This window comes from Chryseobacterium sp. Leaf404, from assembly GCF_001424145.1.
Lineage (GTDB): Bacteria > Bacteroidota > Bacteroidia > Flavobacteriales > Weeksellaceae > Chryseobacterium.
The window spans coordinates 112,599-134,531 of record NZ_LMQM01000011.1; the positions used below are offsets into that span (position 1 = coordinate 112,599).

Here is a 21,933-nt window from a genome sequence, read left to right on the forward strand (position 1 = left end):
GGCAAAATATATTATATCGGTGTACAACCAATATAAGCACGTCGATGTTCCTGATACCCGAATCCTCTCAAACTACTTTCCTCAACACAATATTTTTATTTCTTACCGCCAGTGGATGAACATTAAAGGAATGGTGATTCCGAAGGTTGAGAATGAAGAGCAGTTAACGCTTTTTAATTAGTGTTTAAATTCCCTTTAAAGGTAAATTCAATTTCTTTAAATTCTTCGTCAATCGGGCTGTAATCTTCATACTGAGTGGTATAGTTCAGATTTCTCACACGCAGACCGATATCGTTATTATTCTGACTTCTGATATTGGTTCGCACCAACGCCTGAAAATAATCAGCTTCCCAATTTTGTAAGGCCTTATGCACTTTTTGCTCAATTGCCAAATACTCCAGTGCCTTTTCTTTTACAGGCTGTGGTGCTTTCTGCCATGACTGACTGAAAGGTGCAAAAATTAACTGTATCGAAATCTGCACAGCACCCACCTGAGCACCGCCCGAAATATTGGTGTAATCTGTACTTGGAAAATCAATTAAAATAGCAGGGTAAACCAGTGGCGGTCTTTCATCTTCACTATCCTGACCTAACTGACCTAAATCCTGATCAATGTATTTTATTTCCGGGACTTTCTCGGTGATGCGATTCTGAAAGTCCAATAAAAAGTTTGCAAAAAAATTATCCATTATTTTATGATTTCCTGAATGTCCTTATTAATCATTTTTAAAAGTGAGTTCTCCAAAGTTTTAGAAGGTCTTTTCGCCGTTGGAATAAATTGCCTTCTTGGAATATTCACTTTTCTTGTGTGAGCTCGTACGCTTCCTTCACCGCTTTTGAATTTCACGGTTTTTTGCCGTTCCTTTCCTGTTTTGGTAAATTTCCCAGTACCAACCTTTCCTTTGGAATATCGGTTTCTTTGATGTGCTTTTACAGACATTTTACCTTTGAAACCTTCATTGTGTACCTGAGCATACGGCATATCATTTCTAAGCGTTACTTCACCAACGCCGATAATTACTCGTGTTGCTGCTCTTAGTCTTCCGCTTTCAATTAATATTCTGCCTTTTTTCTTTTTGGTTGGTTTCCATTTTTTGAAATATGTGCCTTGAAATCCTTGAGCACGAAAATTTCCATTGACGTACCGAATCATCATGTTAGCCTTTTTTTTCGGCAGCTGTTGTTCAATATAATTTTTAACCCTGTAGGCTTTACCTCTGATTACTGATTCTGATTCTTGTGGTGTCATTCTCTGTGCATTAAAACGCCTTTGCGATATTGATTTATTGTTGATTCACGGGTGATACTAATCACTCTTACTTTTTCAACCTCATTATCTTTTCCCACAGTTACAATAACGGTTTTATCCTCGTAATATTTTACATGGCTGGTAGTTCCTTTATCAGGATTCATCCAACTTTCATGAGGTGATTTCAAAGCTTCATCCCTTGCCAATTCACGGGTTTGGAAAGCTTCCAGTTCACGGGTTTTTATTTTTGATATTTTATCCATTCCATACTGTGACCAGTTAAGTTGCTTTTCCTTGCCATTAGCATTTTGAAAATAAGGATGTTTATCGTTAAAAATGATTTTCGATACAGCACTGTTATTTTCGAAAACAGTTCCTTTCACATCTTCTTTTACAATATTATAAGCTTCAGTATTATTGAGCTTTTTTGGTGTATTTGGATTGCCCGGAATAATTCTGCAACGGCAACCCCAATCCAATGGCGGACAAATACGCTTCCAGATCGGGTCTGATTTTGGAGCGGTGAACTTATCCAGAAGGGCGTGTTTCGGTCTTACATGGTTATCTCCGGCAGTTGAAAACTCAATGAGTTCAGAGTTCATTTCTTCCCACGCCTGAGCCATCAAAGCAGACGAATGAGCCATATCATACTCTACCTTCAAATGTCGTTCATTGAACATTTCTCCAGCATCGGCTACCCATTTCCTAAAGGTTTGAAAACTTTTAATATTGCCCTTTTCGTCCACCATCCCGTCACGATAATACTGCATTTGGGCAAAGCTTTTGGCAGCCGAAAAATGATAGATATTTCGTTTTAAATAAGGCTCCAAACTCGAAGGCGTTCCAAGTTCTGTTTTTACCGCAATCGCTTCATTTAAACGGGCGGCGGTTTCCAAATGTAAAGCTGCATTGATCGGCGTAATTCTGCCGGTGAGCAAATCTCTTGTTATTTGCTCGTAAATCGGATCAAGTGGAGGATCGCCCAAATCATAAAAATCTGATAGGTCTTGATGGGTTCCACCACATATTTCGCATTGTTGACTGTAAAGATTATTCAACTGCCCGATCAATGTCGGGCTTGGTCGAAAAAATCAGCAAGCCTTAAAAAGAATTTATCCAAAAATTTAGGTTGAGAAAAATCGGAGAGATCTTCTTTTTCGGGATCTTCTTTTTTATCCGGTTTTTCTGATGGTTTTGGTTGCATTGCCAAAGATGATTTTTCATCCATCTTCTTTTTTAATTCATCGTAATTGTCAGGCTTCGGAATTCTGTAGGTATCATACCAGTAATCATCACCGATGGGTACTTTTGTAGAAACCTGCATGTCAATCTCAATTTTCAGTTTTAGTTTTGCTAAATTGATATCAAGATCATATTCAAATTCACCATTAACATCAAAACCATAAGATTTTAAAATCGTCAGAAATTTTTCTGAGTTCAAATAATTTTCAACAAAAATTAAATCTGATGCTGTGATTTCATCCTGCTGTTCGCCATGCTCTTTGGACTGAGCGTAGCCGGAAGATGATGAGCTGGAAGTGGTTTCGGTATTCCCTAAAATAGCGATTGCCATTTCAGAATTACAAGCATCTTTAAATGTTGACTGTAATTGACCATCGCCGTTACTTTGTTTCCCGTCCAACATTTGGAAAGTTGCCTGTTTCGGAATCATCATTGCTAATGAGTTTCCGGACTCATTCAAAACTTTTCGAAGTTCCTCTTTAGTCTTGGTATCGTAGGCATCATATTCCATAATGCGGACTGGCTGTCCGAAAATCTCGACGTATTGAGCCCAATCACCAAAATTGCCACGCTTATAAATTGCATACAGCGAACACGCTAAAAGCAATCCTAAATCAGTTTTTTCGCCAATGATCCACGCAAAAGGTAGATCATCAATTTTATAACCGTTATCTTCAGAAACTCCGTACTGGCTTTTAGTTATTAAACCTTTTTCCGGCTTAATGTGTTTTCGTGGAATTTCTTCCCACTCAAATTTTTGCCCGATTTTAAATTCAACACCGGAGATTCCCCAAATGATAGATTCCAAAATCTTTTTGATTAAACCACGACCGGCTTTTGAACGCATCAATTTTGTAATCTCCACATTCTCCTTTCCGGACTTGTCAATAAATTTCAGTTTTTTATTTAAAACTGTATTTATTCTTTTGTCGATAATTCCGCGCAAAAAACCATCCATTGACCAAACATCATGGTATAAATCATATAACAAGGTACGGTTTGGGAAATGTACCTGTTCACCACTGATAACAGCATTTTTTAAAGACTGTACGTCCTTTCGCTGTCTGTCAGGTGATACAACTGTTAAGTCGTGAATCAGATAAGTTGGAGCAGCCGTTTCCGGAGCTTTTGGTTTCATTCTCTTTTTCATGGTTAAAATCGGTTGGTTCTTTTTGTAGTTGAAGTCCAGTAAAAGTCTTGGTTCTGTTGGCTTTCATCTTCCGGAGTTTCGGGATCATCTTTTTTATACGGCCAATCCGGATTAATATCTCCGTTTCTGATTTCATACAGCCAGCCAGGTTCCTCTTTAGTTCCGATCATCATCATGTAATCATCTTTAAAAGGTGATGACTGAACACTCGGATTCGCTTTCCTGATAAGGAAATAGGAGGCTAATATTTTAATGCACTTTTTTAAACTTTCGTCCGTTACAGTTGGTTGACTTTCGGAAGTTCCAAAAAGAGCTTTTAAATCATATTTAAACAAGAATCCTTTAGCGAAATCTTCAGCAGCTTTAATATGAGATTTTACTTCATCTTCAGATGCTCTTGTGATTTCTTCAATTACTTCTTCGTATAATTCAGTCTGTAATTCTTCAATTGAAATTATCATAATTTATAATCGGTGTTTACTTGGTTCACGTTGTTGAGATTCAATTCCACCAGTTGAAGCATCTACAATAATCCTTTCGTTAATAATCGTTACGCCACCTTCAACCATATCCGGTCCATCTAATTTTTTAGCTTTTGAGTTGGCATTTTTAAATTGTTTTTTTAAACGGATCATGTGAGGATTATCTTTTTCATTTTCATTAAAAGTCAGTGTTTCAAGCCTGATCATAGGTTCTAATGTACCCGATATTCTACTCCATTTATGGGGCTTTACTCTATCATCTGGAGTAATTGGTAGATTTATTTTTTCTATGTCTTTTTTTCTGAAAACCTCAGGTAAAATCACAAGTTCATAATGTGGATTTTGTAAAGTGTTGTTTTCGATATAGACAACAATTGGATCAACACCTGCTTTTTTGCAAATCTTGTAGGCTTCATAGAGATAATCGACGAACTTTGCATTAGTCATTTTGTCGAGCCATGCTTTATAAATTTGAAAGTCAAGTCCTTTGTTAGCAATAATCCCTACAGCTTTATCTGATGAAGATTTGGCTTCACTATCACTTGGTGAAGGATCAGCATAAATAATTACATGATTACAATATCTTAAAAGAAATGCCGGTGTGTCGACAATATTTGTAAAGACCTTACTTCCATCCATTGGATTATTGAAGTATTCCTTTTCACCGGATTCGTAATCAATTATTTTTAAAACTCTGTTAATTGCTTCCTGCGAATTTTTTTGAGGCCATGTTGAATTTCCGTCTTCATCACGGATATTTACGACTTCCCAGGAATCAGCTTTTGCACCCATTTCTGTAATGCAACAATAATCAGAAATGATATTTCCGCACGCTATCAATAAAAGTCCTCTTGAAATTGAGCGTGTGGGTATCAATGCCTGATCAATCCATCGTACTCGCTTATCAATAATTTCAGAGTTTAAGCAATCAGCATCTGTATCAATATCATCAATAATAATAACGTCGGGTCTTATCTCATTATTACGAGTTCCTCTTGGTGATTGTCCTGCTCCCAATGCACGAAACGCTGCACCTTTGCGTGTGGTGAATTCGCCTGCCTCCCATGATCCGACTCTTTTTTGATTTCCGTAGTCATTTATAATCCTGTTATTCCTTTCAAGAATAACCATATACGGCATTAATAATCTTTCAGCATTATCATAAGAATTTGAAACAAAAAGAGTATTTTTCTTTTTTCCTGTTAAAACAAGTTTCAGAACCTCCATCATCGTTCTACCTGATTTTGAAAGCTCACGAGCCCATGAACGAACGATATAATATTCGTCGTTTTTCATGACCTTTTTTGTAGATTTTAAATGAAAATCAGCAGGTTCAGAGGTGTAGAAATTTGGAAAATAATATTTAAACCATTTCTCATCATTTGCCTCTAAATCTTTTATCCTATTTAGTTTTTCGACAGATGTTTCTGTAAGATCAATCGGTGTGGCATTATCTATATTGTCTCCAAATTCTTTCCATTCGGCTAACCATTCCTTGTCAGTCTTTTTTTTATTAGCCATTCTTCACACGATTATTAATGTATTCATCGAAATAGTTTTTAAAAAGCTTTGCATCAGGAAGGCTGATTTGCTGAATGAAAGTGATCATCTTTTTAGCAGTAACTACAATTTCACCAAGACCTATTTCAACCTCTAACTTATTAATGTTCGATGTTGTTTTAGTAAGGATATCAGCTTCAGCAGATGTAGGAATATTTTTTAAAGGTCTCTGAATAGGCTTTCCATCAACTTTGATTTCAGGACGGTTGGCGATATCCATGTTGAGAGCCTCCAACTGATTGTAAAAGTGAATCAATTGGTTTTCCCTGGTGTTCATCAAACTTTTACGAAGTTCGTCCCAATTGTCATCCTTACACCATTTACCAACGGTCTTTTCCGTGACTTTTACACGCTCTGCGACTTCCTTTAATGTGATTTTCTCATTCACATATAAAAGGCGTGCGTGTTCTCGTTGCTCTGTCTTACTTACTGCCATAGATACTATTTCTCGGTACAAAATTGAAGTTTAAAGGATTGTTTTTGAAATAGTTGTGCAATCCTTGCGCACTTAATTTCAAAGGCTCGCGGGTTTTCGGAAGTTTGTCATCTCAATCGCAGGGAACTGCAAAACAGTTAAAAATTTTAGAATGAAAAAATCTGTAGGAATCGGAATTTTAGCAGCAATGTCAATAGCTGGAGGTCTTGCCGGAACAGGCGCACATTCAGTTGCGGAATCAGCTCAAAGAGCTGAAGCACAAAAATTAGTAAAGGAAAAAACGCCTAATGAGCTTCCAAGCTCTGAGAAGAGAAATGTTTCTCCCGAAGAAATTCAGAAAATTGCTTCCACAAAACGTGCTAAAACTAAGGCTCCTTTATTCGCTTCATTCGATCCTGGTATTCCTCCAAAATTCTACGGAATGAACTTCGTAAAACGTGGAACTCATAAAAGAACGAACGTTTAATGAGTACACCGACATTTAAGAAAATCGACAAAGAATTCTGCATCACAGACGATTCTGTCAATGTTTATAAATACCGTTGTCTCACTGCCGGACTTTTACTTGATGAAGTGAAAAAGAACCCGATTGGCTATCACATGCACAACCGTGAGAAAGGTGTTGTAGTTCGTTGGGAAGATTTCAGGATTGATGGCGACAAAGTTTTCGCTACACCTGTAGTTAATCTTTCTCATCCGGAAGGCCAGTCGATCGCTGATCAGATTGAATCCGGTTTCTTAAATGCAGCATCTGTTGGTAAGATTAAAGTTTTGGAAGCTTCAGAAGCTAAAAGTTTGATGTTACCAGGACAGGAAAGACCAACAGTCACTAAGTGGTTTCCTCGTGAAATCTCACTGGTTGATATTCCCGGAAACTTTAACGCTTTAGCAAATCTCTTTGATAAGGACGATAACGAGCTAAATCTTTCTGATCTCTCAAATTATACAATCGAACATACTATGAGTAATACTCTTGATGCTGCCAAAATTCTTGCAGCCTTAAACTTAAAAGACGGTGACGAAACAGAAGTTGTTACCGCAATTAATAACCTTGTTGAAAAAGCAGATAAAGCAGATGGTTTGGAAAAAGACCTAGAAGCCCTGAAGGCTGAATCTGTCACCAAACAGGTTGAAGACCTTATTGACAAAGGCACAACTGATAAGAAACTAACTGTCGAATTAGCTACTCAGTTGAAAAAATCTTTTGCCGAAAATCCTGATGGATTGAAAGACTTGATTGACAAAATGCCTGCTCAGGTTTCAGTAACAGACGAACTGAAAAACAAAGATGGCCAGGAGAAATACAATGGTAAAACTTGGGATGATTTGTATAAATCAAACGATTTACCAACCATCGAAAAACAGTTTCCAGACCTTTATGAAAAACTGAGAAACGAAAAATTTCCTAATCTAAAATCTAATTAAAATATGGCACAAAATCCAAAGGTTCCACAAGAACTATGGGCTTCCTACGTAGTAGAAAAGCTTTGGAAAGAAAATCCACACCTGGCACTTTGCTATGATGAATCTGCATTTGTAAAAGGTGGTTCAGTGGTTTACATTCCGCAAGCTGGAGCAAAACCGGCAACTCAGAAAAACAGAAATGTTTATCCGGCTACAGCTACCAAGAGAGCTGACACAGCATTGGTTTATGCACTTGATGTATGGACAACAGACCCATCTCACTTACCATTAGCAGAACAGTTGGAACTTTCTTATGAAAAGACTGATTCTGTTCTGGGTGATCATGTCAATACGTTAATCGAAGCGGTTGGTGATGAATTAATCTACAATTGGGTGAGAGCCTTTAAACCTGCCGTAAACGGTGGTGTTACAGCTGATAATTTACCAGCAAATAAAAAGATTCCTACCAGTGGTGCTGCAACAGCAGTTAACGGTGAAGACGGGCAGACAGGAACCCGTAAGGCTTTGCATTATAAAGATATTCAGAAAGCGCAAGCAATGATGAATAAAGATAATGTTGCAAAGACTGAGAGATACGCAATGTTAGAATCTTACATGTATCAACAGTTTTTAGATTCTTTATCTGACAATCAGATGGCTGCTTTCGCAGGTTCCGCTGATTTGGAAAAAGGAATCGTGGGAACTTTTGCAGGGTTCAAAATTCTTGACAGAAGTTCTGTGTTGGCATTTACTACAGCCGGAGTTGCTGTGATGCCAGGTGAAGCCTTATCCGCAACTGATAATTTAGGTTGCCTTTTCTGGCAGAAAAATTCAGTAACGAAAGCAATGGGAGACACTGAAATGTTTGACGACAAAGGTAATCCATTGTATTACGGTGATATTTTCTCAACCCTTTTAAAGATGGGTGGAAGATGTAGACGTGAAGACTGGAAAGGTGTTTTAGCCGTGGTTCAAGCTTCATAAAAATAAAAATTAAACAGATATCCAACAATCGCCTGTTTTAAGGCAGGCGATTGTTTTTTAAAAACAATTCAATGCAGCTAACCCAAAACTTTTCATTAGAAGAATTTGCCTGTAAAGACGGAACACCAGTTCCTGCAAGTCTTTATCCTAACATCAAAAAATTAGCGCAAAATCTACAGGTTTTACGAGATCACGTAGGTAAACCAGTTGTTTTAAACAGTGGCTACAGAACGCCATCGTACAACAAAAAAATTGGTGGTGCTAAAGATTCACAGCATCCCAAAGCAAACGCAGGCGACATCAAAATTGCCGGAATGACACCTAAACAGGTTCACTCAACTATTTTACAATTAATCAAGGAAGGCAAGATGCATAATGGTGGTCTTGGCTTGTATTCAACATTTGTGCATTACGATGTACGTCCAGTTCCTGCAAGATGGAACGGTTAAAAACCAACTTAAACATGAAACGTATTTTTTTCTTCATATCATTATTTTTTGTGTTAATCATTGGAACGATGGTTTCCTGCGCAACCAGGAAACCTATCGAACCGGTGGTAATTACCAACACAAAGGAAATCACTCACACGGTTAGAGATACCGTTTATCAAATTGAAGCCGACCAGTCTTTGTATCAGGCATACATCGAATGTGTGAATGGTAAACCAGTAATCAAAGAAACACCGGAAACAAAATCCAATTCCAAAGCCGGCAAATCGTTAGATCAACCAAAAGCTACCATTAACGGTAATCTTTTAAACATAGAATGCAATAAAAAAGCGGAAGAGCTCTTCAAGCAATGGAAGGAAACCTACATTAAAGAACACGAGCAAAAACCTATCTACGTGCCTCAGCCAGTCTACAAGGATAAACCTTTGACTTTATGGCAAAAATCACAAATATGGCTCGGAAGAATCTTTTTAGGATTCATTTCACTTGGAGCTCTCGCTTTTATTCTACGCTGGAAAAAGATTATTTAAAAGTCTTTTAAAAACCGTTTAAACTCATTTAAAAACTCATTTAAAAATTCTTAAAATGAATAAATACACAGAAAAAGCACAGGACTATTTTGAAAGACATCCTTCAAGTAACGAATGTCATATCACTTCCGACGGTCGTGTTTTCCACACAAAAGGTTCTGCATTAGGCTTTGCCGGAACTCTTGACAGTCAGGACATCGAATCTTACACGAGAAAAGGACTCGAAAAAGAAACAACTGAAGTTACAGCAAAAGAAGTTTTGGAAGGTAATCGTCCTGAGAAAATTAAAGAACTGGAAGCTCTGGAACTGGTAACTGCTAATTACAACGAAATGAAAGCTCTTGCAAAATATTTCGAGGTAAAAACCGACAATCAGAAAGCAGAAACATTTATTGCTGCATTAACAGAATTCAAAAAAACTCTTAACCAAGACTAATGGCACAAGGAACTGGAACGCCGTCCGTAACGGCTAATGTTACAAACGGCAACTTGCAACGTCAGGTTCAAATTACCGACGGCGTTGCAGGAATTGTAGGCACTGCAAAAGTTGCCGAAAATATCGGCAAAGTAGTTACGGTTTACTCACTGACTGATGCCAAAACTAAAGGTTACACAGAAGTTGCAGAACCACATCTGCACCGTCATATTCTTGAATTTTACAATGAAGTTGGCGGAAGTATGGAACTTTGGATTTTAGGTGTAGAAGACACTATGACGATGGAAAGTGCCTGCACTTCAACCAATGTCAATGGAGTTAAAAAACTTCTTACCGTTTCAAAAGGCCGTGTAAATCTTGTGGGAGTTTCCCGAAATCCTGCTGTAGCATACAATGCCGGTGCTGGATTTTTAGATCAGGATGTTGCAAAAGCTCTAATCACTTCAAAAATTGCAGCTGAATACCAGCAATCAATTAACCGTCCTCTAAGATTTATTATTGAAGGAAGGGTGAACGATGAAGATGTAACGCCAATTTTTCAACCGGTGACTGCTGAAAATACTTTCTCAGGTGTTGCCCTGGGCGGAACTTTGAACGACGGTTCTGCATCCATTGGAATTGCTTTAGGTCGTGCAGTTAAATATCCGGCTCATGTGAAAATAGGTGATGGTCTTAATGGAGTTTTAAGCGTAACATCTGCATTCATTGGTTCAAAGCAAGTGGATGAATTTGATCCTGTAGAATTAAACAATTTTACAAATGCTGGTTACATTCATTATCACATTCGTGAAGGCGTATCCGGGTATTATTTTTCAGTTGATAAGATGGCTGGAAATGATGATTTCAATATTCTTGTGAGGGGTCGTTTAATCGACAAAGCGCAAAGAATTGCGACATCAACCTCCACTCCTTTTCTTGAGAGTTCAGTCAGAATTACCAAAGAAGGAAATATTAATGATGCTGATGCTGTCTATCTTGAAACCACTATTAAATCGCAGTTGCTTTCATTAATGGCTGGACAGATCAGTGATGCAGATGTGATCATTCCGATTGATCAGGATTTAATTAATACCAGCACGTTAGAAATGCAGGTAAAAATTCAGCCACTCGGATATTTAACCTGGATCATCGTAAACCTTGGACTTTCAAAAACTATTTAAAAGATGAATGTAAATATCACAACTTCTGAATGTGCATGGTCGCATTTTGAAGTAAAAATACTTAACCGTGTAATCAAAGGTCTGCGAGGTTTTGAATCTAAAAAATCAAAGGAAGCTGAGCATTTATATGGCGCTGGTGATGAACCGCTGGATATTACAACCGGAAATAAAAAATACGAAGGTAATATCAAGGTTTTAGGCTTCGAAGCGGATGCCATGAACAAAGCCGCACAGGATGCTGGATTCGATGACATTACGGAAGTTCCACACGAATTGATCATCATCTCAATTTCTTACAAAAGAAGAATTACGGATAAAATCAAAACCATTATTTCAACAGGTGTACAGTTCACAGAAGATGGTTTTTCAATGGAGCAGAACGCAAAAATGCGTGAAATCACATTGCCGTACATCGCAATGTCAAGACAAATGATTCATTAATCAACAATTATAACAACAATGAAACAATCAATCGAAACTACAACACAAGACGAAAAACTGCAATCAGCTTTTGCAAAAAGAAAAACCGCTGAAGCGGACAAAGAATCAAAATCAAAAAAATCAGAAGTGAAAAATCTCACTCCTTTTAACGAAAGATTTGGCGAAAAACAGTTGGCAGACTGGAAGCTTTCTTATGGAAACCGTGATATGATCTACTTAAAAGTAGAAGATAAACTGGCAGTTCTGAGACCTCCTACTGCTGAAGATTTGGGCGATTATGTAACCGCAATTGGTCTGAATGGAATGTCAAAGGCTGTGGCCTCAGTGATGGAAACTTTATGGATTGACGGTGATATCGAACTGATTGATGATGAAGATTTATTCATCGCCTGTTTCCTTCAGATGAACAATATTTTAGAGTCAAAGAAGGGAGAGTTTTTTCGCGCTTAATGAGCGTGGCAAAAAGGATTTTGATAAAAAAGAATCTGGAATTGAATTTCTAATTGTCTTCGGAGCGATGAAATTTGGCTCACAAGCCCTTGAAGAATGGGGCGAAGAAAAATTCTTCTACCGTACTGGCATCGCCTTAAAAATTTGGGAAAAAGAAGCCGAAAACAGAATGTAACCCGTGAGTAATATTGTTGAGTTTGTTGTTAGAATGAAAGACCTGATGAGTGGCGGCCTAAATCGTTTAGGCTCCACCACCAGGTCAACATTCAACACGATGGCACAACATACCGACAGAGTTACGGGTCGTAACCGTGTTTTAGGACAAAGTTTCGATGCAATCCAAAGAAATATCCGGAATGTTGAAGCAACCATAAGAAGCTCCACTATTCCCAGCCAAATATCGGCAGCACGCCGGGAACTTGAAAGACTTCAAAGACAGGCATCACAACACAGGGGTAACCTGAGCGGTGGCGGTTCTGCCGGAGGTTCATCAGGTGGCGGAATGGGAATCGGAAGTTTAGCAGTTGGCAACATGCTTGGAGGTTTCGCAATGAATGCTGCAACAGCATTTTTAGGAGCCGTAAAAGATGGGATTGGTGCTGCCATTTCCGGAAGTATGCAGAAAGAAAAAGACTTAGTTGGTCTGTCAACTTTCATCGGTGAAAAAGGAGCCGCTGATGCTTACAAAAATATTCGTAAGGATGCGGAAATAACGCCGTTCGATACGGCTTCATTATTAAAGGTGAACCGTGCTTTGATCTCTTCAGGTCTCAACGCAAAAGATGCAAGACAGGATGCAATGAATCTTGCCAATGCTATTTCTGCAACAGGAGGCGGAAATGATGAGCTTCAAAGAATGGCCATCAACATGCAACAGATCAAATCGCTCGGAAAAGCTTCAGCGATGGATATTAAACAGTTCGGATATGCCGGCATTAATATTTATGCCTTGTTAGCCAAAGCCAGCGGAAAGAATATTGATCAGGTCAAAAACATGGATGTTTCCTACGATCTACTTGCAAAAGCTTTGGCAATGGCACGAGGTGAAGGCGGATTGTACGAAGGAGCTTTGGAAAAAATGGGTAAAACCAAATCAGGAAAATGGGAACAAGTGAAAGACAGAGCAGCAAATGCGCTGGTTGATATCGGCGACGCATTTTCGCCAGTAATCGTGAGAATTCTTGATGTAGCAATAAAAATGTCCAGCTATGTCGCACCATTATTAGCTGCTGCATCTCCATACATTGACATGATTTCGGCCGGTTTGGGAACTGCGATTGAATTAGTAATGAGTATGGGAAGTGGTATAGGTTCCTGGGGTGATTATCTAACCATTGCCACTGATTGGGTTTCCATTGTGTGGAATTTTTTAAAAAGCATTTCAGTTTCTGTTTGGAAAATAGTAAGCGGAATTGTAGAGTGGATTGGCAAAAGTGAAATCATTAAAGATTTACTCCGATTAATTGGATGGATTTTCGAGAACGTGATTTTTAAAGTAGTAGGCTGGATTGGAGATGCATTAGTTTGGATTTGGGAATCAGTTTTAAAACCTATCCTTGAAGGTCTTGAAACCGCGTATAAGTGGGTAAAAGAAATGCTTGGAGCAAGTGATAATACACTCACTATTGAGGTTAAAAAAACTACAGGAAAGCCAAAACCAGAAACGCCTGAAACGCCAACCGAACCTACCAACTTTGCAGACTTAACCCGATTTAAAGATACAACGGCTCTTGGAGCTGGTAGTGAAGAAAAAGAAAAAAACAAGAAAAAGTCAAAAGAAGCCGGTGACACGATTTCCGGTGGAGGCCAAAAAAATATCACTATTAATTTAGGAAAGTTCTTCGATAATATTCAGTTTACCACAATGAACATGAAAGAAAGCGAACAGGATATTGAAAGAATATTAATGGAATGTATGGGAAGAATCCTGTATAATGGAGCAAAAAACGGATAAATGACACCAACTACAGCAAACGTAATTAATCTTGTGGACCTTTATAAAGAATATTTCGGAAGAGGTTCTTACGTCGTAAATAAAAACGGTGAGACTTCTCCAGCTGAAGAAATTATTTATTCAGGAATTGCGAGAAATGAAAGGCCAAGGGGAACAATTCATTTTAGTAACCGAACAGGACAACCATTTAATAAAATTGGAAAATATGGTCAGGATATTTGGTTTCCTATCGAGCTAAAAGGTACTAAACTGGTTGGAGATTCATTGGAACCTATTTCTATTCCAATTGACATTTGTACTGTTTCTGTCAATTTAGTAAGCACAATTATCCGAACACCTGTTACAGAAAGAATAGGTACGGTAAAAGAAATTATCAGCCACGATGATTACAAATTTACAATTAGGGGTTTTCTCACAAGTAAGGATAGAACCGTCCCGGAAGATCAAATTTTGAATCTGAAAGATTTACGTAACAGCACTCAAGAGAAAACTCTTCATGGCGGTTACCCAGAGCTGTTTTTAGATGAAACGTGTAGAATAGTAATTTCTGATGTTGAATTCCCTGAAGTACAGGGAAAAAATCACTGGATAAGACCTTTTACTTTGACTTGTGAAAGTGATTTCATAACAGATTTAGAATTTATTTGATGGCATTTTACTTAACATCTCAAATTAAAATTGGGGATTATGAAAATATTAAACCTAATAAGGTTAGTTGGAAAACCGATGTCAACTCATTCGTCGACAGTTGTATCATAACTCTTCCAAGGAAAACACATCTGGTTAATGAATTTCCTGATCAAACAGAAGATTTAGGAGGAAAGAAGATTTATCAATTTAAGGAAGGCGATAAAGTAAGCGTTTTGTTAGGTTATAATAAAAGGTTTCACAAACGGTTTGAAGGATTTGTACGTAACGTTAAAATGGGAATTCCTGTTGAACTGGAATGTGAAGGTTATGGATATCAGCTTTACGATATCATTTTCAATAAAACCTATTCAACAGTGACCGTAAAACAGCTATTAACGGATTTAACAGCAGGCACCGAGATTATTCTTTCACCCGAAATGGCTGACATTCCGTTGAAAAATGTTCGTTTTAAAAATGCAACCGGGATACAGGTTTTAGAATATTTAAAAAAAGAATGTCAGCTCGCAGTTTATTTCAATTTTAATGAACTGTTTGTGGGAACTCTTTTCGGCAAAGTTCAAAAACATGTTAAAGTAAAAATTGGCTGGAATACAGTTAAAGATGATGATTTCCAAAAAAGAAAAGTGGACAAAAATGTAAAAATTGTTGTTCGTGAAAAAGATAAACGTGGTGAGGTCACAAAAACAAAAAACAACCTTAAAAAAACAGATGAAGAAAAGAAACGTGACAGAATAGCACGTGAAAAAAAACGTCAGCAAAATGCACAAAACAGAATTGTACGGAAGTATGATGATCAGAAAGAAGTAAAAATAAAAGCAGGCATTCCTGCAAAGTTGGTTCAAGAAATCGTAAACCGACTCCAGTTAAAAGAAAATTATGCTGGTTACGAAGGAAGCTTACAGCTTTTCTTAGAGCCACATGTAGATAAAGGGATGGTTCTCGAAGTAAATGGTGGCATGTATCACGAAAAGACTGGAGATTACTTTATTGAAAGTATTTCTGGTGAATATGGAATGAGTGGAGGTCGTCAGACTGTTAATTTAGGATTTTTATGGAATGGTAACACCGGAACGAATTAGGAAAGGATTAGAAGACTTTTCACGAAGAATGGCTCCACCTGTTAGTAATGTAGCAAAGGTAAAGTCAGTAAATGAATCAGAAGGCACCTGTGTATTAATTGATGAAGATGATCAGGAGTTTTTGGAAGTCCGTATAAAACCGGTGTTATCCGATAACAAAAGTTTTCTTCAGATTCCAAAGGTCGGAACCTTTGTTTTGGCTGTGCGAATCGAAGACGACGATGACTGGATGGTCATAGCATGTGATGAAGTGGAGAAATTCCTTTGGATTGTAGGCGATACAAAACTGGAGCTGACAGATAAAATCTGTATGGAAGCTGGTAATCAAAATCTTCTTAATCTCATGGAAAGATTGTTCACAGTCTTAGATCGTGGATATAAAACCAACACAGGTGTGACGATTGATTTGGTTTTGAAACCACAATTTGAATTAATAAAACAGGATTTTAAAAAGCTTTTAAAATGAGTTTAAACACTGGGAAACCGATTTTAAAAACGGCAATTTTAGCAATTTTTGAGCATGAAGCACAGGAAGATGAAAGCCCGGATCAATCCCGTGAAAGAATTGCAGAAAAGTTGACCAACGCAATTTATGATTTTGTGAAAACAGGCTTAGTAAAAGTAAATGTAACAACTGCCGGAACTGCAACTGCGCAAAGCGGATCAGGAACCGGAAATATAGAATAAGATGCCCAACGATATTTTACTTGATGAAAATTTTGAACCGCAAATTAAAGACGGTGATTTCATTATCGGAGAAAGCACGTATCAGCATCAAAAAACTTTACTGTTTGCTGAAAAAGGAGAATTTAAAAGCAATCCAACCACGGGCGTTGGTACAAGAAAATATCTTGAAACGAGTAAACCCGATGAATTTGCAAGAGAAATAAGACTCGAATTTTTCGCTGACGGGATGCAGGTGAATTCTTTAAAAGTAGATGAAAATTTAGCCATCACTATTGATGCAATATATAAATAACCATGAAAGAATTATTAGTTTATAAAAAGCACGCAATCGGAATTTTAGCAGCAATAAAGAAACCGGCTGTTGCTGTTCCTGCTGTTGGAATGATTACACTCAGTGATTGTCAGTGGGGAATCTCTTTACTATTTGTACTGATGCTTTTTGATTTTATAACCGGTGTTTTGGCTTCATGGAACCTGTGGAAAAATTCAAAGATTGAGAGCAGTTTTTGGCAAAAAGGATTTACCAGTGTACGAATCAGAGAATCCGTTGTAAAAAGTATCACTTATTTTCTGCTGATCATGTGCGCCTACGGGATTGAGACCATATTTAAAATTAAAACCTTTAAGGCCGAAAGTTACACTGAGCATCAGATCACGCTCACTTTGGGAGCAATAGCCATCGCCTGTGCAATTGAGTTTTATTCAATATTTTTTGAGAATCTGCCGAAAGCAGGATTTAGTATTGAACTTAAAGTGAAAGCAATTTTTGTAAAAGTAAAATCAGCAATATCATCTGTAAGAAGTTTGAAAAATGGAGGCAACGATACTGAATAGACAAAGTTTACTTGATATCGCAATTCAGCATACAGGAAGCGTTTTAAACACGTTTCAAATTGCTTTTGAAAATAACATATCTATCACGGATGAACTGCCCACGCTTGTAAAGCTGGCAGGAACTGAAAATAAAGAAATTAAAAACTTTCTAAAATTAAAAAAGATTTCTCCAGCATCTGATTTCGATATCAACGTGATTGAGATAAAACCACTTGGTGGTGTAGGATACTGGGAAATCGAAAAAGACTTTGAAGTACAATGAGAACATTAGACGAAATTTTTAACAGCCTTTTGGAGAGAAAAACCACCTACCCGGCACTTGATGTTTTAGATTCTACTTCTAAAGTATCCATTTGGCGAAATATGCTTTGGGTTTTTGCTTTTGCTGTCTATGTTCACGAGCAGATTTTTCAAGCTCACAGAACGGAGGTGGCTCAGATTATCAATGATGAGAAATCGCATACTTTAAGATGGTATAAAAAGATGTCTTTGGCATTTCAATATGGTTTTTCTTTGATTGTAGACTCAGATCAGTTCAATAATGAAAATCATACAGACGATGAAATTGAAGCTGCAAAAATCGTTAAATATTGCGCTGTGACAGAATCTGAAAACGACAGCCGTTTAATCATTAAAATAGCCACCGAATCCGGTAATATTTTGCAACCTGTGACGGCTGATCAGAAAGAAGCTTTTGAGTACTACATCTCAGAAATACGTGATGCAGGAGTACAGGCAACAGTTATCAACTATCTGCCGGATAAGCTTCAATTATTTCTACAAATTAAAAGAGACCCTAATGTTTTGGATTCTTCAGGTGTTTCCATTTTATACGGCAATCAGCCTGTGAATGACGCCCTGAATCAGTTTAGAAAAGAACTTCCATTTAATGGAGAATTGATTTTAAACAAATTAGTAGATAAGCTGCAGATTATTGAAGGTGTTGTAAATCCTCATTTAATTAATGTAAAAACTGCCTGGATTGATGCTGATGCCGGAACGTACGGCAACTTTGAAAACATTGAGATTTCAAAAATACCGGTTAGCGGATATTTTGAAATAGACTGGGAAAACTCTGTGATTGAATATGTGGTATAAATTAAATGCTCAAAAACTAATCCTTCAAGCTTGGGTTTCTTTTTTGAGAAAGCCTGTTATCGGTTCATTTTTATCGCTTGTTTCTGATGAAATCACAGATTTGAATAATATTTTCAACATCAGCCGAACCGCTAACATAACAAAGATTACGCATAATTCTCAGGTCTGTAAGCTCCGAAAGATATTGAATGATACTTTCGATGATCAGCGAAGAATCACCATCGTTGATGGCGTTTTAAAAAAGCCTGTTTACATCTACACCGATGCGGAACAGAAACCGGAATGGTTGGGTGAATTAATAATCTACACATCAGAAGAAACTGAAGGAAACGGAATTGATTTCACAGTCATTATTCCCGGAGAACTTAAAAATTATCAAATAGAAATAAAAGCCCTGGTTGACTTCTACAAGTTGGCAGGAAAACGTTATAAAATAGAAGTTGATGAAACTATTTAATTTTAATCAGACAGGCGGTTTTAAGCTTGTTACAGATATCCTTACAAAAATTCAATCTGCTTACTCGATCTACAACGGAGTAGCGAGAATGGCAGGTGATAAAGCTATTCTTTCCGGGTGCGAAGATTTGGGAACTTCCGTTGGTGATGGATATGTCGTGATTAATGGTGAAATGCTTGAATTTAAAGGTGCCTTAAAACAGACAACCGTAATAATCAAAGAGGAAATTGGAACAGCAGATTTTGAAGACGGCAGCACCAAGCCATTTGAGACAAATCGCTATGCCACATTTGGTTTTTCTACAACATCCTTTCCCTGGGCGGAATTTAAAAGAGTTCCAGCACTCAATAGCCTGCCTGCAACAATTACAACTCTGGAAACTAATCTCAACACAAAGATCGACAATCTGATCAATGCTCTTGGATTTCTAAAAAAAGGAAATGTTTTTATAGGCGATATTGCCAATAAACCAAACGGCTGGACTACTACTGGTGCGGGGTATTCAATTTACCTGATTAACTCTACTCCCAGCGGAAGTGGTGGCGACGATTTATACAGAATCGTTTTCACCGAGCCTTTGCCAACAAACGATTTTATGTTGTACGGAACCATTAATTACAGTGGCGACTTCAACGCCAATAATGATGTGATATTTTCCATCACCAACAAAAATGTTAACGGTTTTGATCTTTCGATTAGAGAGGTTTCGCAAATCGTTCAAAACTTAAATTTCGATTTCATCATATTCAAAAAATAACAATGAAAATTTCAAAACAAACTTTACGAACTAATTTTAAAAGAGGTTTAAAACCTCTTCAAGAAACATTTTACAATTGGTTTGACTCTTACTGGCACAAAGACGAACTTATAGATATCAACGCCGTAAAAGATTTAAAAACCCAGCTTGACAACAAACTTGATTCAAGCGCTCAGGATTCTCTAATGGATGCATTTCAGGATGCATTAAATCAAGCTTCTTTCGGCTTAAAGGGAATTGCCATACCTGCAACAGTTCCTACAGTTTACGATCCGGCAACCTTTCCTAATGGACTTTACGAGAAATACGATGTGGAGGTTGCCGGAAGCTTTACCCATTTTCTGAAAGCTGACGGACAGCCAGTGGTAATTACCGCTGATGAGTTGAAGGGACTTGTACAAATTGCCGTAATGAATGGCATATCTGTAAAAATTGTGAAACTATTGCCACAAGCTAAGAAAAGCATAATAAATTTCTCAGATATTCCTTCAAGTGATTTTCCTCTGCAAAATGTAGGGACAGAGAAAGTACAGACCATTAATAACGTTGGTTTGTTTCAGTTGAAAGACGGTGAGACTGCTAATGTTGGAGATTTGCCGGGGGTGAGTGATGTTTGGGTAAATCTTGGTGGTCAGGATGATGAAGTACGAAGCGTATTAGATTTAATCAAAGTCTATGAAGATGATTTTAACTTCGATGGAAGTACAAGTAATTTATATGTAAATAACGAGAGGATGATGAAATATCCTAATTTCGTTAATAATCCATATTCTTTTCTTCACACCCTAAAAGATTATGATATATCCGCATATACTGTTTTGCACATTACGTCGGCAATGTTCTCAAAAGAAGCAAACATTATTGACGGTCTTATTGGAGTTAAAAGTGATGGTACCGTTGATAATATATTAAATATTAATGGTTTTACAGGTGACTATCCCACAGTTAATGATTTTGATTTCGATATTTCAAACTACGAAAAAATATCGTGTACTTTTGACGAAAGCACAATACCAATCGTTGGTTATTTTACTACGGGTATAGATTATTCGTATAAATCCAAAACGATTGAAGGTTTACAAAAAAGAGTAGGTGATGTGGATTTTTATAATAATTCAAAATTTACAGGAGGAACGTTGCTCAACCCAAATGGTACTGTAAAAGCTGTAACGCCTGCTTGGGGTTATTTTACGGTTTACGTTAAATCTGGGGAAACTGTAAAGGTCGGATTGTACGGAAATCCAACGGTTGTTATTGGAATTAAATACAGTGAATCAGGCAATGTTTTGGGAAATTTTGGACTTTTTAGTGGTTTAAACGGTGATTACCACGAATTAGAATTCGTGTCTGATTTTGACGGATTTATAAGATTTCACAGTAGCACATATTTCGGCACAAATTATTATGCTTACAATTTTAAAGATTATTTGTCAATAGGCGAAAGATTGAAGAAATCAGGAATTGGTCAAAATTTACGAGACATAATAGTTAATGGCGATAATCCAGAAAAAGTAAAAGGTATTGTAGGAAATTCAGAAGAATGCACGGTTTTAAGATATAAAGGCGTGTTAAGGTTTTATTTTTCTGCTCTCGATGAAGGTTCAGACTCACACGAGCATATTAAAGTTGGAGATTATGACCCTGAAACAAATACTGTTAGTAATATAACAAGTGCCATAAACGGCACAACAACAGGCAAATCATCAACTACTCACAAATGTAGTAACATTTTCATTTTCAATGGTGTTGTTTACGCGTTAGTAACTCTTTGGTTTCCAACAAACGGGGTGGCGTTATGTAAATCCACAGACGGTCGAAATTTTACCCTTGTAAAAAATAACTATGATAACGGGGCATTTGCTTACCAAAACGGAAATCACACCTTTATCACCGAAAAGATAAATGGATATTACTATTGGTTTACGGAAGGAAGACATACAGACACAGGTAATTGGCTAACAAAACTACTTAGGACATCATCCGATGATATAGAGACGGCTGTATTTGAAGACCTTGGATTACTGAAAGGAATGACGCCGATGTATGGAGGAAACAATACCCATTATCACGCGGGCAAATTTAAAATGTTTCTACACGGTGGGGAGGGAAATTTACCTAATTGGTTGATGTATGCAGAATCTGAGGTATCAGACCCTACATATTTTAAAATGGTATATAATCCTTTGTTGGCTATAACGCGCCAACCTTATGCAAACACAGATCAAATAGCAGATCCTGAAGTTGTCGAGATAGATGGGCAGACTTATATGTTTGCGGAATACTGGGATAACACAGCTTTAAAGTGTTCAGTTTGGAGGTTTAAATGTGGTGAAGGCAGGTTGAACAAAATTTTAGACAGCGATATTTATTGATTATTTCGGGAGTACTTTAAAACTCAACTAAAAATGAATTCTTAGAGGAAATGAATTAAAAACGTCCTCCA

At 37.4% G+C, this 21,933-nt stretch carries 29 protein-coding genes; 22 read left to right on the forward strand and 7 right to left on the reverse strand.

Features of this window, described 5'->3' with window-relative positions; translation table 11 throughout:
* The first annotated feature begins 19 nt into the window (after positions 1–19).
* A complete protein-coding gene (locus ASG31_RS10275; RefSeq protein ID WP_206549389.1) occupies positions 20–181 on the forward strand; it encodes a hypothetical protein in 162 nt (53 codons plus the stop codon).
* Here ASG31_RS10275 and ASG31_RS10280 read toward each other — a convergent pair.
* The 7 genes from ASG31_RS10280 to ASG31_RS10310 form a co-directional block, all read right to left on the reverse strand.
* Positions 174–689: a hypothetical protein gene (locus ASG31_RS10280; RefSeq protein WP_056031740.1), complete on the reverse strand. Its 516-nt coding sequence runs from the start codon at positions 687–689 to the stop codon at positions 174–176. The genes ASG31_RS10275 and ASG31_RS10280 overlap by 8 nt on opposite strands.
* A complete protein-coding gene (locus ASG31_RS10285) occupies positions 689–1,249 on the reverse strand; it encodes a hypothetical protein (protein WP_056031743.1) in 561 nt (186 codons plus the stop codon). The genes ASG31_RS10280 and ASG31_RS10285 overlap by 1 nt, the downstream gene beginning before the upstream one ends.
* Positions 1,246–2,235 (reverse strand): phage minor head protein, encoded by a 990-nt coding sequence (locus tag ASG31_RS10290; RefSeq protein WP_131725537.1) that lies wholly within the window; start codon positions 2,233–2,235, stop codon positions 1,246–1,248. Before ASG31_RS10290 ends, ASG31_RS10285 begins: the two co-directional genes overlap by 4 nt.
* Before the next feature lie 80 nt (positions 2,236–2,315).
* Positions 2,316–3,629 carry a DUF935 family protein gene (locus ASG31_RS10295; RefSeq protein ID WP_157844461.1) on the reverse strand — a complete coding sequence of 438 codons (1,314 nt, stop codon included), beginning with the start codon at positions 3,627–3,629 and terminating at the stop codon, positions 2,316–2,318.
* Between the two features lie 14 nt (positions 3,630–3,643).
* Complete coding sequence (locus ASG31_RS10300) at positions 3,644–4,102, reverse strand: hypothetical protein (protein ID WP_056031750.1); 459 nt, start codon at positions 4,100–4,102, stop codon at positions 3,644–3,646.
* A 3-nt stretch (positions 4,103–4,105) separates the two neighbouring features.
* The gene (locus ASG31_RS10305) at positions 4,106–5,644 is read right to left on the reverse strand and encodes a hypothetical protein (protein WP_082504536.1); all 1,539 of its coding nucleotides are present in this window, start codon (positions 5,642–5,644) and stop codon (positions 4,106–4,108) included.
* The gene (locus ASG31_RS10310; protein WP_056031753.1) at positions 5,637–6,119 is read right to left on the reverse strand and encodes a DUF1804 family protein; all 483 of its coding nucleotides are present in this window, start codon (positions 6,117–6,119) and stop codon (positions 5,637–5,639) included. The genes ASG31_RS10305 and ASG31_RS10310 overlap by 8 nt, the downstream gene beginning before the upstream one ends.
* A gap of 151 nt (positions 6,120–6,270) precedes the next feature.
* Between ASG31_RS10310 and ASG31_RS10315 the strand changes: the two genes are divergently transcribed.
* The 21 genes from ASG31_RS10315 (at position 6,271) to ASG31_RS10415 (ending at position 21,862) form a co-directional block, all read left to right on the forward strand.
* Entirely contained in the window at positions 6,271–6,585 is a 315-nt protein-coding gene (locus ASG31_RS10315; RefSeq protein WP_056031756.1) for a hypothetical protein, read from the forward strand.
* A complete protein-coding gene (locus tag ASG31_RS10320) occupies positions 6,585–7,544 on the forward strand; it encodes a phage protease (RefSeq protein WP_056031759.1) in 960 nt (319 codons plus the stop codon). Before ASG31_RS10315 ends, ASG31_RS10320 begins: the two co-directional genes overlap by 1 nt.
* A 3-nt stretch (positions 7,545–7,547) precedes the next feature.
* The gene (locus tag ASG31_RS10325; protein WP_056031761.1) at positions 7,548–8,507 is read left to right on the forward strand and encodes a P22 phage major capsid protein family protein; all 960 of its coding nucleotides are present in this window, start codon (positions 7,548–7,550) and stop codon (positions 8,505–8,507) included.
* Between the two features lie 71 nt (positions 8,508–8,578).
* Entirely contained in the window at positions 8,579–8,956 is a 378-nt protein-coding gene (locus tag ASG31_RS10330; protein WP_056031764.1) for a YcbK family protein, read from the forward strand.
* Between the two features lie 14 nt (positions 8,957–8,970).
* Positions 8,971–9,486 carry a hypothetical protein gene (locus tag ASG31_RS10335; protein WP_131725538.1) on the forward strand — a complete coding sequence of 172 codons (516 nt, stop codon included), beginning with the start codon at positions 8,971–8,973 and terminating at the stop codon, positions 9,484–9,486.
* A gap of 55 nt (positions 9,487–9,541) precedes the next feature.
* Positions 9,542–9,922 (forward strand): hypothetical protein, encoded by a 381-nt coding sequence (locus tag ASG31_RS10340; protein ID WP_056031770.1) that lies wholly within the window; start codon positions 9,542–9,544, stop codon positions 9,920–9,922.
* Complete coding sequence (locus tag ASG31_RS10345; protein ID WP_056031772.1) at positions 9,922–11,082, forward strand: DUF2586 family protein; 1,161 nt, start codon at positions 9,922–9,924, stop codon at positions 11,080–11,082. The genes ASG31_RS10340 and ASG31_RS10345 overlap by 1 nt, the downstream gene beginning before the upstream one ends.
* A gap of 3 nt (positions 11,083–11,085) precedes the next feature.
* Positions 11,086–11,523, forward strand: a complete 438-nt coding sequence (locus ASG31_RS10350; RefSeq protein ID WP_056031775.1) for a hypothetical protein — start codon at positions 11,086–11,088, stop codon at positions 11,521–11,523.
* A gap of 18 nt (positions 11,524–11,541) precedes the next feature.
* The gene (locus ASG31_RS10355) at positions 11,542–11,973 is read left to right on the forward strand and encodes a hypothetical protein (protein ID WP_056031778.1); all 432 of its coding nucleotides are present in this window, start codon (positions 11,542–11,544) and stop codon (positions 11,971–11,973) included.
* 178 nt (positions 11,974–12,151) lie between these two features.
* Entirely contained in the window at positions 12,152–13,927 is a 1,776-nt protein-coding gene (locus tag ASG31_RS10360; RefSeq protein WP_131725539.1) for a tape measure protein, read from the forward strand.
* On the forward strand, positions 13,928–14,575 hold the full coding sequence (locus ASG31_RS10365) for a DUF6046 domain-containing protein (RefSeq protein ID WP_056031784.1): 648 nt from the start codon (positions 13,928–13,930) through the stop codon (positions 14,573–14,575).
* Complete coding sequence (locus ASG31_RS10370) at positions 14,575–15,657, forward strand: hypothetical protein (RefSeq protein WP_056031787.1); 1,083 nt, start codon at positions 14,575–14,577, stop codon at positions 15,655–15,657. Before ASG31_RS10365 ends, ASG31_RS10370 begins: the two co-directional genes overlap by 1 nt.
* Positions 15,658–15,685: 28 nt before the next feature.
* Positions 15,686–16,123: a hypothetical protein gene (locus ASG31_RS10375; protein WP_056031790.1), complete on the forward strand. Its 438-nt coding sequence runs from the start codon at positions 15,686–15,688 to the stop codon at positions 16,121–16,123.
* A complete protein-coding gene (locus ASG31_RS10380) occupies positions 16,120–16,344 on the forward strand; it encodes a hypothetical protein (protein WP_056031793.1) in 225 nt (74 codons plus the stop codon). Before ASG31_RS10375 ends, ASG31_RS10380 begins: the two co-directional genes overlap by 4 nt.
* A 1-nt stretch (position 16,345) precedes the next feature.
* Positions 16,346–16,636: a hypothetical protein gene (locus tag ASG31_RS10385; RefSeq protein ID WP_056031796.1), complete on the forward strand. Its 291-nt coding sequence runs from the start codon at positions 16,346–16,348 to the stop codon at positions 16,634–16,636.
* Between the two features lie 2 nt (positions 16,637–16,638).
* On the forward strand, positions 16,639–17,178 hold the full coding sequence (locus ASG31_RS10390; protein WP_056031799.1) for a phage holin family protein: 540 nt from the start codon (positions 16,639–16,641) through the stop codon (positions 17,176–17,178).
* The gene (locus ASG31_RS10395; RefSeq protein ID WP_056031801.1) at positions 17,156–17,440 is read left to right on the forward strand and encodes a hypothetical protein; all 285 of its coding nucleotides are present in this window, start codon (positions 17,156–17,158) and stop codon (positions 17,438–17,440) included. Before ASG31_RS10390 ends, ASG31_RS10395 begins: the two co-directional genes overlap by 23 nt.
* Positions 17,437–18,276 (forward strand): hypothetical protein, encoded by an 840-nt coding sequence (locus tag ASG31_RS10400; RefSeq protein ID WP_056031804.1) that lies wholly within the window; start codon positions 17,437–17,439, stop codon positions 18,274–18,276. The genes ASG31_RS10395 and ASG31_RS10400 overlap by 4 nt, the downstream gene beginning before the upstream one ends.
* Entirely contained in the window at positions 18,266–18,733 is a 468-nt protein-coding gene (locus ASG31_RS10405; protein WP_056031807.1) for a hypothetical protein, read from the forward strand. Before ASG31_RS10400 ends, ASG31_RS10405 begins: the two co-directional genes overlap by 11 nt.
* Complete coding sequence (locus ASG31_RS10410; RefSeq protein WP_056031809.1) at positions 18,720–19,490, forward strand: hypothetical protein; 771 nt, start codon at positions 18,720–18,722, stop codon at positions 19,488–19,490. The genes ASG31_RS10405 and ASG31_RS10410 overlap by 14 nt, the downstream gene beginning before the upstream one ends.
* Before the next feature lie 2 nt (positions 19,491–19,492).
* Positions 19,493–21,862, forward strand: coding sequence for a hypothetical protein (locus tag ASG31_RS10415; RefSeq protein WP_056031812.1), 2,370 nt, complete (start codon positions 19,493–19,495; stop codon positions 21,860–21,862).
* The last annotated feature ends 71 nt before the right edge of the window (positions 21,863–21,933 follow it).

Coding starts and splice junctions, on each gene's coding strand:
- ASG31_RS10280 (WP_056031740.1), bottom strand. CDS start 689: ATGGATAATTTTTTTGCAAACTTTTTATTGGACTTTCAGAATCGCATC.
- ASG31_RS10285 (WP_056031743.1), bottom strand. CDS start 1,249: ATGACACCACAAGAATCAGAATCAGTAATCAGAGGTAAAGCCTACAGG.
- ASG31_RS10295 (WP_157844461.1), bottom strand. CDS start 3,629: ATGAAACCAAAAGCTCCGGAAACGGCTGCTCCAACTTATCTGATTCAC.
- ASG31_RS10300 (WP_056031750.1), bottom strand. CDS start 4,102: ATGATAATTTCAATTGAAGAATTACAGACTGAATTATACGAAGAAGTA.
- ASG31_RS10305 (WP_082504536.1), bottom strand. CDS start 5,644: ATGGCTAATAAAAAAAAGACTGACAAGGAATGGTTAGCCGAATGGAAA.
- ASG31_RS10310 (WP_056031753.1), bottom strand. CDS start 6,119: ATGGCAGTAAGTAAGACAGAGCAACGAGAACACGCACGCCTTTTATAT.
- ASG31_RS10315 (WP_056031756.1), top strand. CDS start 6,271: ATGAAAAAATCTGTAGGAATCGGAATTTTAGCAGCAATGTCAATAGCT.
- ASG31_RS10320 (WP_056031759.1), top strand. CDS start 6,585: ATGAGTACACCGACATTTAAGAAAATCGACAAAGAATTCTGCATCACA.
- ASG31_RS10325 (WP_056031761.1), top strand. CDS start 7,548: ATGGCACAAAATCCAAAGGTTCCACAAGAACTATGGGCTTCCTACGTA.
- ASG31_RS10330 (WP_056031764.1), top strand. CDS start 8,579: ATGCAGCTAACCCAAAACTTTTCATTAGAAGAATTTGCCTGTAAAGAC.
- ASG31_RS10335 (WP_131725538.1), top strand. CDS start 8,971: ATGAAACGTATTTTTTTCTTCATATCATTATTTTTTGTGTTAATCATT.
- ASG31_RS10340 (WP_056031770.1), top strand. CDS start 9,542: ATGAATAAATACACAGAAAAAGCACAGGACTATTTTGAAAGACATCCT.
- ASG31_RS10345 (WP_056031772.1), top strand. CDS start 9,922: ATGGCACAAGGAACTGGAACGCCGTCCGTAACGGCTAATGTTACAAAC.
- ASG31_RS10350 (WP_056031775.1), top strand. CDS start 11,086: ATGAATGTAAATATCACAACTTCTGAATGTGCATGGTCGCATTTTGAA.
- ASG31_RS10355 (WP_056031778.1), top strand. CDS start 11,542: ATGAAACAATCAATCGAAACTACAACACAAGACGAAAAACTGCAATCA.
- ASG31_RS10365 (WP_056031784.1), top strand. CDS start 13,928: ATGACACCAACTACAGCAAACGTAATTAATCTTGTGGACCTTTATAAA.
- ASG31_RS10370 (WP_056031787.1), top strand. CDS start 14,575: ATGGCATTTTACTTAACATCTCAAATTAAAATTGGGGATTATGAAAAT.
- ASG31_RS10375 (WP_056031790.1), top strand. CDS start 15,686: ATGGCTCCACCTGTTAGTAATGTAGCAAAGGTAAAGTCAGTAAATGAA.
- ASG31_RS10380 (WP_056031793.1), top strand. CDS start 16,120: ATGAGTTTAAACACTGGGAAACCGATTTTAAAAACGGCAATTTTAGCA.
- ASG31_RS10385 (WP_056031796.1), top strand. CDS start 16,346: ATGCCCAACGATATTTTACTTGATGAAAATTTTGAACCGCAAATTAAA.
- ASG31_RS10390 (WP_056031799.1), top strand. CDS start 16,639: ATGAAAGAATTATTAGTTTATAAAAAGCACGCAATCGGAATTTTAGCA.
- ASG31_RS10395 (WP_056031801.1), top strand. CDS start 17,156: ATGGAGGCAACGATACTGAATAGACAAAGTTTACTTGATATCGCAATT.
- ASG31_RS10400 (WP_056031804.1), top strand. CDS start 17,437: ATGAGAACATTAGACGAAATTTTTAACAGCCTTTTGGAGAGAAAAACC.
- ASG31_RS10405 (WP_056031807.1), top strand. CDS start 18,266: ATGTGGTATAAATTAAATGCTCAAAAACTAATCCTTCAAGCTTGGGTT.
- ASG31_RS10410 (WP_056031809.1), top strand. CDS start 18,720: ATGAAACTATTTAATTTTAATCAGACAGGCGGTTTTAAGCTTGTTACA.
- ASG31_RS10415 (WP_056031812.1), top strand. CDS start 19,493: ATGAAAATTTCAAAACAAACTTTACGAACTAATTTTAAAAGAGGTTTA.